Consider the following 14,581-nt stretch of genomic DNA (forward strand, 5'->3'; position numbering starts at 1 on the left):
AAGTCCTAAAAAATCATAACCATTATTATAACTCAACGTCAAATAAAATCATAGTTTATAAATAACCTTTTTCCTTCAAACTCACAAACTTATTCTCGCCGATGATTAAATGATCGAGGAGATCAATGCCAATAATCTTTCCGCATTCGACAAGCCGCTTCGTGACCTCAATGTCTTCGCGGCTTGGAGCCGGATCGCCACTAGGATGGTTATGGGCTGCAATAATTGAGGCGGCAGACCGCTTTAACGCCTCGCGAAACACCTCTCTTGGGTGGACGATCGAGGCGTTTAAGCTTCCGATGAAAATGGTTTGTTTATGAATAACTTGGTTCTTTGTGTTTAGGTACAAACAAACAAAATGCTCTTGTGATAAAAAGCGCATATCATTCATGACATACTTTGCTCCGTCTTCCGGGGAGCGGATGACATAGCGGTCCTTATAGTCGAGGTTGGTAATCCTTCTGCCAATTTCGACTGCGGCGAGGATTTGGATGGCCTTGGCAGAACCAATCCCTTTGATTTCGGTCATCTCTTCTAATGTCGCTGCTTTTAATAGACGTAACCCTTCAAAATGAGTTAACAGCCGGTTGGATAATTGCAGGACCGACTCGTCTTTTGTTCCGGTTCGCAGCAAAATAGCGATCAGTTCATGATTCGATAAGCTTTGTGGGCCATGCTGAACAAACCGTTCTCTGGGTCTTTCATCTTGAGGGAAATCACGGATCATTAATGTATTGGTGGACACTTTTTTTCCTCCCTTATTAAGGGAGTTAATGAACAAAAAAGTTTAATACGGCAACTGGTAGCCTGCCTTTTTCAATTCTCTAACCAAACGTGAAACAGGCAGTCCGACAACCGCAAAATAGTCTCCATTTATTTTTTTGACAAGCATGCTTCCGAGCTGCTGAATGCCATATGCACCTGCTTTATCAAGCGGTTCACCACTTTTTACATACGCCCGTATTGAGTCGTCCGTTAACTCCCAAAACCAAACTTCTGTTCTTTCATAAAACTTTGTTGTCCCTGCTTTCGACACAATTGAAACACCTGTAAATACTTCATGCTGACGACCTGACAAGCTTTTTAACATGGTAAACGCTTCTGCTTCATCTGCGGGCTTTCCTAAAATTTGATTATTCGCAACAACAATGGTGTCCGAGCCAATTACAAAGGCATCCTGGTTTTCTTTAAAAACGGTTTGTGCCTTTCGGTCGGCTAACTCCATCACTACATCTTTAGGAGCGAGAGCTGGGTCAAAACTTTCATCAACTTCACTGCTTGAGATCGCGAATGTTAAACGGAGAGTTTCTAGAAGTTCTTTTCGCCGTGGAGAAGAAGAGGCTAAAATGAGGTTCTGCATTCGATCACCTTACCTTTAGGGTACGTATTAGGGAGATACAATTCAATCCTATCAGAAATTACAGTAGCAAACAATTTTTATATAATTAAATTTTGATGGAATTTGTAAAATTATGCAGAGGTTTTTCATTTTTTGAAAAGACGAAAAGCCTACCAAGAATTTGATAGGCCTTATTTCCCGGAAAATATCGATGAGTGTCGATATAAATTAATTTGAGAAATATATCGACAAAAAGTTTAGTAAATGCTCTTGGGCGTCTCTAAGATTTTTCTCGTCTTTTGATTCTTGAAATGCATTTACTTTTTCGTTTGCACTGACCAATTCTGCTTTTAGATCTTTAATCTTTTCATTTTTTACACTAGTTTTTAATGGTGATTCGATGTCTTTAAGTACTTTACTTGCTTCCTCCGAAAGATCCTTTGTCACGACCGCATTTGAGGTGGTAAGTGAGAGCGTTTGATAGATAGTCGGTACTGCTTTTAAGAAGGTCTTTTCTTTATCTGTAATATTAGAAAACTTTTTTTCCTCTAATAACAAGGGTTTTGCAAATACATCTTCAATACCATTTTCTTTATATTGGGCTCCTAATGCTTTAGCACCTTCAATGGAGTCAGCCACACCTAGAAATAAATAATACTTGCCATCCATTTCTACTGTTTCGGATGGAACATTTTTCGCGGATAGATTATCCGAAGTTTCCTTAGCTCCAGAATCTGACGAAAAAACCCCGCCTTGAATGACATAGGTCGTTAACTGGGAAATGGAAGCAGCTGAAGTATTTTTGGCTTCTGCTGTTTTCGTTTCAGTACTGCTGGCAGGCTTGTCCGTGACCTCAGTTGGTACTGTTGTCACCGTTTTGTCAGATGGAGATGTGATGACTAACTTCAGCATCACTATTCCAATTGTTGTTCCGATTAAAATAGCGAATGCAGCAGAAATTAAGATGGAACCTAAGGGCCGGCTATTTTTCTTTTTGATATTCGATGTGAATGTTGTTATTTTGGGTAGAGACGTTTTTTTGCTCGTTTGACTCGGTATAATTTTGAACTCCTCAATTTCATTATCGGAGGACTCAGGAATAATCCAGTCAAAACTTTCGTCAACTGATTCCTGTGCTGCTGCCGTTTCACTAGTAACATCTGATTCTGTAAGTTCCGTATTAATTTTTATTATTCTTGGAACGGGATCGATATTAGTTTCAACCTCTTCTTTGGGAGGAACTTCTTGAATGGGCGGGTTTTCTGCATTTAATTTGATCTTAATTGTATTGCCTTTGTTAGGCTTGTCCACAAAACCGTACTCCTCTCTCTTCCGATGGGTCATTGGCTTCATCCTATCACAAAGGCAAAAAAAAATAACAAGACTTTTGTCGTCTTGTTATCGTAGACTTTCGCCAAATTATTTACTAGTTTGTTATGGTGATAATTATGGCTGTGTGTCCGTCGTAGCAGAGAATTGGCTTAGTGGGTTGTCTTTACCAGCTGGTTTAGGTGCATCAATCTTTGGCAACTCTCCCGCTAAGTCATCTAGAGTTGGCATATAAAATGCAGAAATTGTCAGACTGTAGGTTAAAGGCTGATCTTCTTGATCTAAACTTGTGATCTCTTGACCGCCTGAATAACTGATCGATTCAACCACGATAATCCGTTTTAAAGATTCAAGTGTTTCAATGAACTTTTCTAGCTTTTCATAGCTAGGTGATTCTACGCTCAATGAAACGGTCAGTTTCTTCATGCCTGTAGTTTGGGTGGTACCCGCTTGTTGTGCCGCCGGGTCTTGAGTAGCTGATGTTTGAGCAGTTTCAGTTTGATTTGTTGTAGTTTGTTGACCATTAGCATTTTCAGCATTTGTTTGGTCAGTGGTCGTTACATCCACGTCTTTTGAAAAACTCATGGAACTAATCTTACTATCAGAGATATTTTCTGCTTTTTCTAAGTCCAGAATTAACTGTTCCTGTAAAGGCTTAACAGGTAACTTTTTCTGTAATTCCTTCGTATCTTCGGAAGTTTTTTGGGTTTCCTCAGCGTTTTTTTGACTGACGATTTCCAATAACTTTTGTTCAGACTCAAGTGACTGCTGCTTCATTTCTAAATCTGATTTTAAAGGAGCCAGTTTAAAGAATTGAGCATAAACGATATATAATACGACTAAAAGAGCGACACCAGCAATGATTAGTCCTTGTTTTTTTGAGAAACGGAGCTTCATGAAGCAGTCACTCCTTCCTCATTGTCCTTGCTCTTTTTGATATTCTTCTTAACAACTTCTTTATTCAACTTTATTTCAAATTGACCGGTATAGCGTGGAAGGATATTATCCTTCTCTTTCTTACTTGTTTTACTGCTGGATGCAGTCATTGAGTTATTGGTCGAATTTGTATTTGATGTCGAGGTATTGGTACTTGCTTGCTCACTTGTTGTTCCTGATGTTGAATTCGTTTGACTACCAATATTAGTAGTTGAATCCTGGTTTGTCCCACTTTGACTTGAATCTGCTTGATTCGTCTGGGTTGTTGTTTGAGTTGTTGAATCATTTGAAGAATTCGTTGTGCTTGATTGACTAGTTGTTGCATTAGTAGAGTTATCAGTAGTCGAATCTGCAGTTGCTGCAGCCGATAATGAACTCAAACTTGATTCTTCGATCCATTTTGAATTATTAAGATTATCTAAAAAGTACGCAGCTTCTCTAGCACTATCAAATTGAACTGTAAGTGAAATAGTCCCCGCTTCTGTATAGGCAAAGCTCTGAATAAAGCCGCGCTCAGGCAACAATGAGGTCAGATGACGCATGACAGGAAGCGTCTGAATTGGATATTCATTAGCCCATTCAATAGCACTCTTTAATTGACTAACAGAGCTAGTAGCTGCAGCAGTTTCTGTACTTTTATTTTCATTATCAGCAATTTTTTTGGTCATTGTGATTTGTCTATCTAATGATGCGATTTCGTTTTTAGCAGTATTGGTTTGCAAGTAGTAAAATGTACCAATAAGTAACAATAAAACAACTAAACTAGACAAAGTGATAATAAAGCCAATTTTTTTCGGTTCCTTTTGGGGAAGCAGGTTAATTTCTACTAACATTATTGCACCCCTTTTAATGCCAAACCTAAGGACAGTAATTGACTAGGAGGTAGATTTTCTTTTTTTCCTTTAGAGTCAGATTCAAGAGAAATCATTTCAACAGGTACATCCAATCTCTCAATCATTTCATCATAGATAGCTTGAAGCATCGGATGATCACCGTTCAGTAAAAATTTCGTAATATCACTTTTTTCATTGTTAAGTGTATAACGGTAGAAGTCACTTAATTTATTAATCTCTCTAAAAATATCTTCAAACTGAATCACTAACTCCTCTGACTCGCCGATATACTTAAATACCAATTTGCCCGCCATGTCCGACTTTACCTCCCAAATATCTACATTAAATGGTAAAGGAAATTGACGCATAACCAGCGGTACATTTTCTTCAAAAATACATAAATTAACACTGGTCAAGTCAAATTGGACAGAGAATATTACTTCATTAACGCTTGAATCATCAAGTTGATGATATAAACGGTACAATGCAAGCGGAGATATATCTGCAGCAATCGGGTTTAGCTTTAGTTTAGAGAGTAAGTTTGCATATTCCATTACCTGCTGTTCCGGCGCCACAAATAAAAGTAAATCCCTTGTTTTTCCATCATTTTTTAATGGATAAAAGTCAAAGACTGGTTCTTCAAATGGTAAGTGGATACTAGAACCAAGTTCTAAATACAGATATCCCTGAATTTCATCATCCTGAATTTCAGCTGGAATCGACACTTTCCGAATAATTACAAGCTGGTCAGGGACAATAAAGCGAACTTGACGTCTTTGAATTTTCCATTCTTCAATACACTCTTCCAAAATGTTTGACAATGAATCAATATCGGTAATTTTCCCATCTCTTATAATACCTGGAGGGAGAAATCGTTCACACCATCTTTGAGCAGAAGGAGGATTCACCTGCTTTAGCTCAAGAAAACGAATGGAATGATCATTCAAAACTAAATTAATTATTCGGTTTTTAGGTGTAAAAAGGGAAAAAGCCATATAAAAAACCCCTTAGTTAAAATCCTTGATCAAGGAAGTGTATATACAAATTAATTAAATCCGTTCCCCGATAATAAGCTGTTAAGGTTCCAGCTGCAATGAAGGGTCCGAATGGAATTGGCTGACGTCGATTTACAATTTTAAAAAGTAATGCCAATCCGCCAATAACTGCTCCGTATAATGTTGAAAAAAAGAAGGATAAAAGTACTAGTTTAAAACCTAATACCAATCCAATTAAGGCATAAAGTTTTACATCCCCGCCGCCCATTCCACCTTTGCTGACAATGGCAATGATTAGAAGGAGGACAAAACCAGTTAATGCACCAAGAATACTGTCCCACCAAGGGCTTAGCGGCCAAAATATCCGCTCCAATAAAAAAATCCCTGCAAACCAGATTAGAATTTTATCAGGGATAAGCATATAGTGAATATCTGAAACAATGATAATCATAAACATTGAAATTAGTGTTAGAGCAACTACTAATTCTCCAGACCAGCCAATAACAAGTGGTGCTGTCATAAAAAGTAATCCAGTGAGTAATTCAAAAGTTGGATAGATAGGAGAAATCCGCGACTGACAGCCGCGGCATTTTCCTCTTTGAACTAGATATGATACCACAGGAATAAGTTCATAAACTTTTAGCTGATGGCCACATACAGGACAAGCAGACCTGGGTATAATAATTGATTTCTTTAATGGCACGCGTAAGCCAATTACATTAAAGAATGAACCGAAGATACAACCATATACAAATATTAATAACAATAATATCTTCATACCATTAATAGATTCTCCCAATATTACTAATAATCTTATTTGTTTAAACTTTGTCTATCTATTTCTTTAGTTGAAAGTCCTTTGTTAGCATCTGCAGCTGTTTCACTTAGTACTCTATCACCTGCGACTAACTTTACTTCTACTACTTTTCCTGCTGAAAGTTTAACATAAGAATAGTTGGTGCCAGTGCTAGGTTTATCCTTTGTATAGTCCGTATCAGGGCTATCAACAGTATCAAGATACTTCATTGTCTCTAGGTCTGTCAAACTCAAATATACATCTCCAGTTTGATAACTACTATTAGAAGCCACTACCATCTTCGCAGCACTTACCATTTGTTGAGCATTAGCAACATGTGCATCTTTCTTAGAGTTATCAATTAATCCAAGAATTGATGGTACTGCAATTGCCGCGATAATCCCTAAAATAACAATTACTGCAAGTAATTCAATTAATGTAAAACCTTTTTGATCTTTTAGCTTATTTTTTAACTTTTGAAGCATTAATTTCATCTCCCTTTATGGTTCTATGAACCTAGTAATATTGTCTCTTGTAGTATACATTAATTGACAAAGGAATGAAAAGAGATTTTTGGTATTTTGTCTCATTTCCTCACAATTTATTGTTTTTTTGTCTATTATTGATTCATCTGTTGAAATTGGTCGAACATAGTAAACATTGGAACCATGATAGACATGACTATAGTCCCTACTAAACCTGCCAAAAAGACTATCATTAATGGTTCAATTAATGATTTTAACCGATCTGTTCCATTTTCTACTTCTTTTTCATAGAATTCAGCAATTTTTGATAGCATTGCATCTAAAGCCCCAGTTTCCTCACCAATTACAATCATCTGAGTAACTAATGGTGGAAAAGCCCAGTGGTTTTGCATGGGTTCTGTCATAGAACGACCCTTCTCTAGTGAATCCCGCGACTTTCGAATTACCTTTGCTAGAACTTCATTTTCAACGACTTTTTCTACAATGGACATCGCTTGTAGAATGGGAACTGAACTTGAGAATAATGAGCTAAGTGTTCGCATCATCCGCGCAAGTGCTGCTTTTTGCAACAAATTCCCAAAAACAGGAATTTTCAACAAATAATAATCAAAATAGTATTTAGTTTTATTATTTTTCTTAAAATAGGCGACCAAGAAGACCATCGCAAAAATTAAAAGTCCAACAATCCACCAAAATGACTGCATAAAGTCACTTGCAGAAAGAACAAACTTTGTGATTGCAGGTAGTTCCCCGCCCATATCATCAAACATCGATACAAATGTTGGAACAACCGCAACAAGTAAGAAAATAACAACAATAATAGCGATAATTCCTACCGCTATTGGGTAAGAAAGAGCAGAAACTATCTTTTGCCGAGTGTAATGTTGTTTTTCAAAATGTTCAGCCAAGCGATCTAGTGTTTCATCTAAATTACCACTGACTTCCCCAGCTTTAACGAGGTTAATAAACATTTGATTAAAGATTTTCTTGTGTTTGGCAACAGCTTCTGAAAGAGGATTACCTTCCCGCATCTCTTGTTCCACATCTAGTAAAGCCTTTTTTAAGGCTTTACTTTCAGTTTGGTAGGCTAATATTGACGTTGCTTCGACAACGGTTACCCCTGCTTTTATTAAAGTCGAGAATTGTCTTAAATAAATGACAAAATCCTGCAGTTTCACCGGGGTCCCGAACGTTAAATCCTTAGTCATAAGGGTCTCAGGTACCTGGGTGATTTCAATAACCCTGATTCCCTCTTCTTTCAACTTCTCCATCGCTTCCCGCTTAGAACCTGCATTTACAGTGCCTTGCCGTTTTCCTTTTCTGTCACGTCCAGTATATTTATATCTAGCCATTCATCATCATCTTTTCATGCAAGTATTGGGATGCAGCTTCCTTTTGAATCAAGTTTCGATCTAAAAGGTCTCTTATACTCATTTCAAGTGTATGCATTCCTAGAGCTCGGGACGTTTGCATCGTACTTTGGATTTGATGAATTTTTTCATTTCTAATAAGGTTGGCGATTGCAGCATTATTTACCAATATTTCAGTAGCAGCTTTCCGCCCTTTTTTATCCGTAGTCGGAAATAAACGCTGAGAAATAACCCCAACTAATACAGAAGCTAACTGTACTCGTATTTGTGGCTGTTGTCCCGATGGGAATACATCAATGATCCGGTTAATAGTGGTCGGTGCGCTTGATGTATGAAGCGTCCCTAAAACAAGGTGACCGGTTTCAGCGGCTGTTATCGCGATTGACATGGTCTCGATGTCACGCATCTCCCCAACAAGAATAACGTCTGGATCTTGACGGAGTGCTGCCTTTAAACCACTCGCATAGTTATTGGTGTCAAAGCCAACTTCCCGCTGATCTATAATCGAAGTCCCATGTCGATGTAGATATTCAATAGGATCTTCTAAGGTAATAATATGCTTACGCATCGTACGGTTCATATAATCAATCATCGATGCTAGTGTAGTTGATTTCCCACTCCCTGTTGGTCCTGTTACGAGGATTAGCCCCTGTGGCTTCTCAACCAATTTAGAAATGATATCTGGTAAATCTAATTCTTCAATTGTTGGTGTTTTTGAGGCGACTGTTCTTAAGGCAATTGAAACACTTTTCCTCTGATGATAGGCATTGACACGAAATCGTGAAATCCCAGGAACACCATAAGAAAAATCCAGTTCACCTTTTTCCTTAAATATTTCCCACAAGCCTTCAGGAATTATCGCCTTAGCCATACCTTCAGTATCATCTGGCATAATTTTCTCTGTTCCATATCTTCTTAAGTCACCATTTATTCGCATCACCGGGGGAACACCAACCGTTAAATGAATATCCGAAGCTTTATATTCGATAGCTGCACGTAAAATCGCGTCAATTTTTTCTTTCATTTTCATGCTCTCCTACTCCAGAATTGCAACCTTTAATACTTCTTCAGTTGTCGTTAACCCTTGTTTTATTTTTAATAATCCATCATCTAATAAAAAGATGGTCCTATTTTTATTAGCCAATTCCTTCATCTTTTGAAAAGATTCGCCGTTCATCATCGCCCGGGTCATTTCATCATTTATGACCAGCACTTCATGAAGAGCTAACCTGCCTTTATAGCCAGTCATGCTACAAGATGAACATCCTTTTCCTCTAGTGATTTTGTCAATCTTCATTCCACGCTTGGCAAAGATGTCTACCTCCCGCTTTGATGGTTCTTGAACTTCCGCACAATCTCTGCACACTTTTCGAACTAGGCGCTGAGCAACAATTCCGCTTAATGAAGAGGCTAGTAAAAAAGGTTCTACCCCCATGTCAATCAGCCGGGTAACAGTCCCGATGGAATCATTGGTATGGAGGGTACTTAATACTAAGTGTCCCGTTAACGAAGCACGGATTGCCACTTCTGCTGTTTCTTTATCACGAATTTCCCCGACCATTATAATATTGGGGTCTTGTCGAAGAATCGAGCGAAGTCCTGCGGCAAAGGTCATGCCAACATTCGGGTTGACTTGTATTTGATTGATTCCTTCTAATTGGTATTCAACGGGATCCTCAACGGTAATAATGTTAACTGCTTCACTGTTAAGCTTATTAAGTGCAGCATAAAGGGTCGAGGACTTTCCTGATCCTGTTGGCCCGGTAATAAGGACAATGCCTGTAGGCTTTTCAATCATTTCACTGAATCTCTTCAAATTTAAGGAATTGAAACCCAGCTTGTTTAAATCATTTAAAGTGGAACCCATGTCTAGCAGACGCATTACTATCTTCTCACCATAAACCGTTGGCAACGTTGAGACACGAAGGTCGACAGGATGAAAGTCGAGATTCAGCTTAATTCGACCATCCTGCGGTACTCTATGCTCAGTAATATCAAGGTTAGACATAATCTTTATTCTAGCTGTTAATACACTTTGCATATTTCGTGGGAGAACGCGTTCGTTCCGTAGAACACCATCAACTCGGTATCGGACAACCACTTTTGTTTCTTGTGGATCGATATGAATATCACTTGCTCGATTGATCACTGCATTTGTCAAAATCTGATTCACTAAACGAACAATCGGAGAATTTTGATCGGTTACGTCTTCATTTCTGTCACGATCGTTTAATGGAAGTTCATCAAGTAATTCATCAAGTCCATCATCGACATCATAATATTTATTGATAGTACGGAGAATATCATCCTTCGTCGAAATGGCCGGCTCAATATGAAAACCGGTCGACAGACGCAAATCATCAATAACAATAAAATCCATTGGATTTGCCATTGCGACAAAAAGCTTATTCCCATCCCTTTTTAACGGGATGATTAGATTTCTTTTTGCCGTTTCTTTTGTAATTAGTGAAAAAAGATTTGTATCAAATGGATATTGAAACAGACTGACATGTGGAATTCCGAGTTGATATTCAAGTACTTCAACTAATTGCTGTTCTGTTAAATATCCTCTTTGTAGAAGGGCATCTCCTAGTTTTTGAGAAGCATCTTTTTCATCTAATGTAGCTTGAAGTTGCTCAGGAGTAATTAAGCCTTCTTCAATTAACAAATCTCCTAGTCGTTTTCTTGATTGCCTCATTTTACATCCCTGCTTTTATTTTGGTTGTTCATTTGGCTTTCCCCATAGGTTATCATTATTAGAATCTTGTTGGGTATTATCTGTTGTAGTTGTTGTTTGATTTCCATCAGGAATTGATGCATCGGTAGTTTGGTTACTGCTGCCATCTGAATTATTAGTTGTATCAGTCGTTTGGGTACCTGCTTGTACACTGCCAGCAAGTCCATGAACTTCAATCTGGTATGAAGGAGGATAATAATCCTCTGAAATCAATTCACTTTTAAGAATTTCTTCACCTTGATAAACTTCCCGATAAACTTTAATAATTTGACCCTTTTTCCCCTTTGTTTGAATCTTTGATTTTCCTGGGAGAAGAAGCGGACTATATTGTATGATTGTTTTGAATGCTAACTTTTGATTCTCTTTCGTTTTAATTTGATATTTGTACACTAACTCTTCACCCGTTAATGTAACCTTCAGTTGCTTGTTTTCTAAGATGAGTTTTAGTTTATACTTTGATTCATTAGGATTTTCAATCACCAAGTCGGCCTTTTTCGTTAGGATTACCATCGCTTCGTAACCTAACTTTGAGTATGCAGGTAAAGTGCTGCCAATATTTCTTTCTACAATTGTAAAGTTTGAAGGTAAGATCGCTTGATAAATACCAGTGGCGATTACGTTTAGAGAATCAACATCATCAATTTTTTGCTTTTTAGCAAAATCTAACAACGAGAAAGTCGCGCCCTCAGATATTTCTATTTCAGGGTTTGCCTCAATGACCGTTTGCAAGGCAAACGGCACTTCATCCATTGAAATTACCGCAGAATTTATGATAGCATCCTTTTTAATTTTTCCAGCCAATAAGAACTCTTTATGAAGGTCTAAGGTCTGTGAACCGGATTCGAATAATGAAGCTATTGTATTTAAGCTCGTTGTGAGCTTAGCTATATCAAAATCACTTGTTTTTATTTGTGAAAATAATATTTCTAATTGCTCTTCAACTTGTAACTTATCGACAGTAATAAAAGCAGGATTTTTCTGCCCATCCTTAATTGAATTAATTGTTTGCTGAGAATCTAAATGGAATTGATTTAGGTCAAATGAAGCTGTTTTTTCCCCATATTGTAGTTGGATCGCTGTCTGTTTAACCCATTCAACATATCTTGCCTCTAATAGACTTTTAGCTTCCTCTTTTGTCTTTCCTGAAACATCTAAAGCACCGATCGTGGTACCATCGGAGAACTTCCCATCTGCACTTGTAATTTTTTCAAATGCTTTCGCCCCATAATGGGAAAAACTAAATATAAATGCAGTACTTAAGAAGAGTACAATAAACAATTTGACCATTTGTTGACTTTTGTGCACTTTTCTTGCCTCCCTTCAAACTCTTTCTATTTGTTCTGTTTGAAAAATGGGTATTATATTTTCAAATTAATAAAATTACTTTTGTAAAATGAGTTTTTCTTTTGGTTTAATTTCTTCTAAGATATCCTCTTTCTCAGAAGCTACTTCTCTCTCCGCAAGCAGAAAATCAAATAATGAGTCGTCTAGAGGATCTGCCTCGTCATTGAGTTGATCAGTTAGATTCTGTTGGTCACTTTTTGAAAAATCTCTGATTTCCACATGCAAATCCTCAACATCTTCCACCCTTTTTTCTGCCTCGAGAGCTAGTAAACTCTCAATATCGGATAAATAGCCAATTTCTTGATGTGATTCTTTAGTAGGTTTGTCCACTTCTTCTTCTGGTTTTCGTTCTAATAAAAACGAAATCTCAGAATCTAGTATATTATTTTCGTTTTGATTATCTATTTCCAAAATTGGTTGTTCCACTAATTTACTTGTTTCAGATAAGTTCATTGTAAATGGATCAACTACTTCTAGGACTTGTAATTCCAAAGACTCTTTATCATTTGCCATTTCAACAGTTGAAATGGAGACTGGAGCTTCATATTCATCATTCAAATCTTCTACAACTTCTTTAAATCTCAAAGCGCCGCCAATTCTTTTCTCCATAATGTACGATGCAAAGAAAATGAGTGCAATTAGCATTAAGGCAGTTTCCCATAACGGGACAACTAAAGCTGCAGCAATTCCTCCTAGAGCAAGTACAAAACTTACTAAAACAATGAGTACCTTTCCTTTCACTGTGAATCCAATCGGTATAAAGGATAAAACGATCATTACAATAAGCATAGAACCAAAGGCCCATATTATTGGCACCATCTATCCAACCCCCTTCTATTTATTCCATTAGGTAGCATCTTTTCTAATTTTATATTACTTTTCGCCTATTTACACAAAAAAAAATAAAAGATTCCCATACTAAATATTGTAAAATACTTTATTCTTAATAAAAAAAACCCTTCTCTTGGCATCTGATGTTTCCCAATATCAAATACCAAAGAATGGGATTTTAAGTGTGCTAAGGTTAAACATTCAATATTCCATATAATAATGACTAAATTATTTTTCCATTATTGGTTCAGATGTTATCAAATTATTAACAGATATATTTACTGTCCCATTATCAATATAGAATGGTGGATTAACTGGTTGTGTAAAAACGAAACCATGGTTATTACCATTAGAAGTGAAAGTCTTGGCTACTATTGTTCCTTTAAAATTTAACTGTGCATCAATATTTGCTAACGGGGCGAATATCATTTTTGCCTTTTGTTCTGCGAGGGTTCTGTTACTATTTAAAGTTATAGTACCTCTACCACCTGTTATAAAACTGCCTTGTACTCCAGTAGTATCATTTATAGAAAAACTAGTGTTTATTTCAGGAGTATTTTTTGTAAACATTGACCCATAGATTACACCATTATTTATTTGAGACCCTGAGCCCTCTAAGAATATATTAAGCTTACTAATACTAGCTTCGCCGTCAGTATTAATAATAGTCCCACTACTCATACTTAAAGTCTTTACATAGATTGTTAGATTCCCTGTTCCACTTATTTTTAGTTTACCGTTTGTTAAAAACTCAAGCCTGTCGACAATTATACTTCTATTTTTATCACCAACATTTATTTCCAGGGTGCTATTACTATTAACAGTAATTCGACTGAAATACATATCATTATCCATTATTAATTTGCTATCTGTAAAGATTCTTGAGTTAGGCGGTATTGTATATACAGGAAATTCAGGCTCATTTATTGTTACATCTGCATACTCTTTTATTTGAGGTGTTTTACTACCTGTAAATTTAGTATACGCATCTTTCCCCAATCCTACTGTCCCAATAATCTCAGCAGGAGTATTATGCCAATCCAAATCCGTTCCTAAAAACAAAACTGTATCGGATGCAATTTTTATATTGCTTTTTGGGTTCCAAGTAAGATGAATTATTTTAACAACAGACCTAGAACGATTATTTATAGTACCCGTAGAGGTAATTTTATAATCTCTAGTAAATGGATTTAATACGTTAATATTAGAAACAGGTTCAATTTTAATTTTTGCGTAAGGTTTTTGTCCAAAAGATTCCTCAAAATTATCATAGACTGGTATTTCTTTCAAAACAAATTCATTATCAAATTTCAAAAAAAAGTCCGACAAAATTGTGGAACTTTTATACATATCAGGAATTAAACTATTAATAACTTTCATCTCATTGGTTATTCCAGATTCAGCAATATAATAGGCTGATTGATTGTCTCTTTCTCCAGTACTCATTTTCATATTAGATGCTGCAAGAGTAATGATACCAACGCCTAGTATGGTGATTACCACAAAGACTATTAAAACTGAAATTAACGCCATCCCTTTTTCATTTTTAATAGTATTCAAAAGACCTTCCTTGTTGCCTTCCATCG

At 36.7% G+C, this 14,581-nt stretch carries 14 protein-coding genes; all 14 read right to left on the reverse strand.

Translation table 11 applies throughout. The annotated features are described in order from the left end of the window. Positions 1-55: 55 nt before the first annotated feature. Positions 56-745 (reverse strand): RadC family protein, encoded by a 690-nt coding sequence (radC, locus tag FS608_RS03270; protein ID WP_144547820.1) that lies wholly within the window; start codon positions 743-745, stop codon positions 56-58. Positions 746-787: 42 nt separating this feature from the next. Beyond that, on the reverse strand, positions 788-1,360 hold the full coding sequence (locus tag FS608_RS03275) for a Maf family protein (RefSeq protein ID WP_144547821.1): 573 nt from the start codon (positions 1,358-1,360) through the stop codon (positions 788-790). A gap of 207 nt (positions 1,361-1,567) precedes the next feature. Further along, complete coding sequence (locus FS608_RS03280; RefSeq protein WP_144547822.1) at positions 1,568-2,683, reverse strand: SPOR domain-containing protein; 1,116 nt, start codon at positions 2,681-2,683, stop codon at positions 1,568-1,570. Positions 2,684-2,785: 102 nt separating this feature from the next. Further along, on the reverse strand, positions 2,786-3,565 hold the full coding sequence (locus tag FS608_RS03285) for a pilus assembly protein PilO (protein ID WP_144547823.1): 780 nt from the start codon (positions 3,563-3,565) through the stop codon (positions 2,786-2,788). Further along, entirely contained in the window at positions 3,562-4,437 is an 876-nt protein-coding gene (locus FS608_RS03290; protein ID WP_144547824.1) for a PilN domain-containing protein, read from the reverse strand. Before FS608_RS03290 ends, FS608_RS03285 begins: the two co-directional genes overlap by 4 nt. Continuing rightward, positions 4,437-5,432 carry a type IV pilus biogenesis protein PilM gene (pilM, locus tag FS608_RS03295; RefSeq protein ID WP_144547825.1) on the reverse strand — a complete coding sequence of 332 codons (996 nt, stop codon included), beginning with the start codon at positions 5,430-5,432 and terminating at the stop codon, positions 4,437-4,439. The genes FS608_RS03290 and pilM overlap by 1 nt, the downstream gene beginning before the upstream one ends. Before the next feature lie 16 nt (positions 5,433-5,448). Beyond that, the gene (locus tag FS608_RS03300) at positions 5,449-6,210 is read right to left on the reverse strand and encodes a prepilin peptidase (RefSeq protein ID WP_144547826.1); all 762 of its coding nucleotides are present in this window, start codon (positions 6,208-6,210) and stop codon (positions 5,449-5,451) included. 35 nt (positions 6,211-6,245) lie between these two features. Further along, positions 6,246-6,713, reverse strand: coding sequence for a type II secretion system protein (locus tag FS608_RS03305; RefSeq protein ID WP_144547827.1), 468 nt, complete (start codon positions 6,711-6,713; stop codon positions 6,246-6,248). A gap of 134 nt (positions 6,714-6,847) precedes the next feature. Next, the gene (locus FS608_RS03310; RefSeq protein ID WP_144547828.1) at positions 6,848-8,065 is read right to left on the reverse strand and encodes a type II secretion system F family protein; all 1,218 of its coding nucleotides are present in this window, start codon (positions 8,063-8,065) and stop codon (positions 6,848-6,850) included. Next, positions 8,058-9,107, reverse strand: a complete 1,050-nt coding sequence (locus tag FS608_RS03315; protein WP_144547829.1) for a type IV pilus twitching motility protein PilT — start codon at positions 9,105-9,107, stop codon at positions 8,058-8,060. The genes FS608_RS03310 and FS608_RS03315 overlap by 8 nt, the downstream gene beginning before the upstream one ends. Positions 9,108-9,119: 12 nt before the next feature. After that, complete coding sequence (locus FS608_RS03320; protein WP_144547830.1) at positions 9,120-10,781, reverse strand: GspE/PulE family protein; 1,662 nt, start codon at positions 10,779-10,781, stop codon at positions 9,120-9,122. A gap of 15 nt (positions 10,782-10,796) precedes the next feature. Further along, positions 10,797-12,125 carry a G5 domain-containing protein gene (locus FS608_RS03325; RefSeq protein WP_144547831.1) on the reverse strand — a complete coding sequence of 443 codons (1,329 nt, stop codon included), beginning with the start codon at positions 12,123-12,125 and terminating at the stop codon, positions 10,797-10,799. Positions 12,126-12,200: 75 nt separating this feature from the next. Then, positions 12,201-12,983: a MerC domain-containing protein gene (locus FS608_RS03330; protein ID WP_144547832.1), complete on the reverse strand. Its 783-nt coding sequence runs from the start codon at positions 12,981-12,983 to the stop codon at positions 12,201-12,203. A gap of 240 nt (positions 12,984-13,223) precedes the next feature. Further along, a complete protein-coding gene (locus tag FS608_RS03335) occupies positions 13,224-14,579 on the reverse strand; it encodes a pilus assembly PilX N-terminal domain-containing protein (RefSeq protein ID WP_144547833.1) in 1,356 nt (451 codons plus the stop codon). Between the last annotated feature and the right edge of the window lie 2 nt (positions 14,580-14,581).

The sequence above is a fragment of the Bacillus sp. X1(2014) genome, from assembly GCF_007678255.1.

Bases quoted from the DNA above. Each gene is read 5' to 3' on its own strand.
- FS608_RS03300 (WP_144547826.1), bottom strand. From the start codon at position 6,210: ATGAAGATATTATTGTTATTAATATTTGTATATGGTTGTATCTTCGGT.
- FS608_RS03315 (WP_144547829.1), bottom strand. From the start codon at position 9,107: ATGAAAGAAAAAATTGACGCGATTTTACGTGCAGCTATCGAATATAAA.
- FS608_RS03335 (WP_144547833.1), bottom strand. From the start codon at position 14,579: ATGGAAGGCAACAAGGAAGGTCTTTTGAATACTATTAAAAATGAAAAA.
- FS608_RS03310 (WP_144547828.1), bottom strand. From the start codon at position 8,065: ATGGCTAGATATAAATATACTGGACGTGACAGAAAAGGAAAACGGCAA.
- FS608_RS03305 (WP_144547827.1), bottom strand. From the start codon at position 6,713: ATGCTTCAAAAGTTAAAAAATAAGCTAAAAGATCAAAAAGGTTTTACA.
- FS608_RS03330 (WP_144547832.1), bottom strand. From the start codon at position 12,983: ATGGTGCCAATAATATGGGCCTTTGGTTCTATGCTTATTGTAATGATC.
- FS608_RS03275 (WP_144547821.1), bottom strand. From the start codon at position 1,360: ATGCAGAACCTCATTTTAGCCTCTTCTTCTCCACGGCGAAAAGAACTT.
- FS608_RS03290 (WP_144547824.1), bottom strand. From the start codon at position 4,437: ATGTTAGTAGAAATTAACCTGCTTCCCCAAAAGGAACCGAAAAAAATT.
- FS608_RS03320 (WP_144547830.1), bottom strand. From the start codon at position 10,781: ATGAGGCAATCAAGAAAACGACTAGGAGATTTGTTAATTGAAGAAGGC.
- FS608_RS03285 (WP_144547823.1), bottom strand. From the start codon at position 3,565: ATGAAGCTCCGTTTCTCAAAAAAACAAGGACTAATCATTGCTGGTGTC.
- pilM (WP_144547825.1), bottom strand. From the start codon at position 5,432: ATGGCTTTTTCCCTTTTTACACCTAAAAACCGAATAATTAATTTAGTT.
- FS608_RS03280 (WP_144547822.1), bottom strand. From the start codon at position 2,683: ATGACCCATCGGAAGAGAGAGGAGTACGGTTTTGTGGACAAGCCTAAC.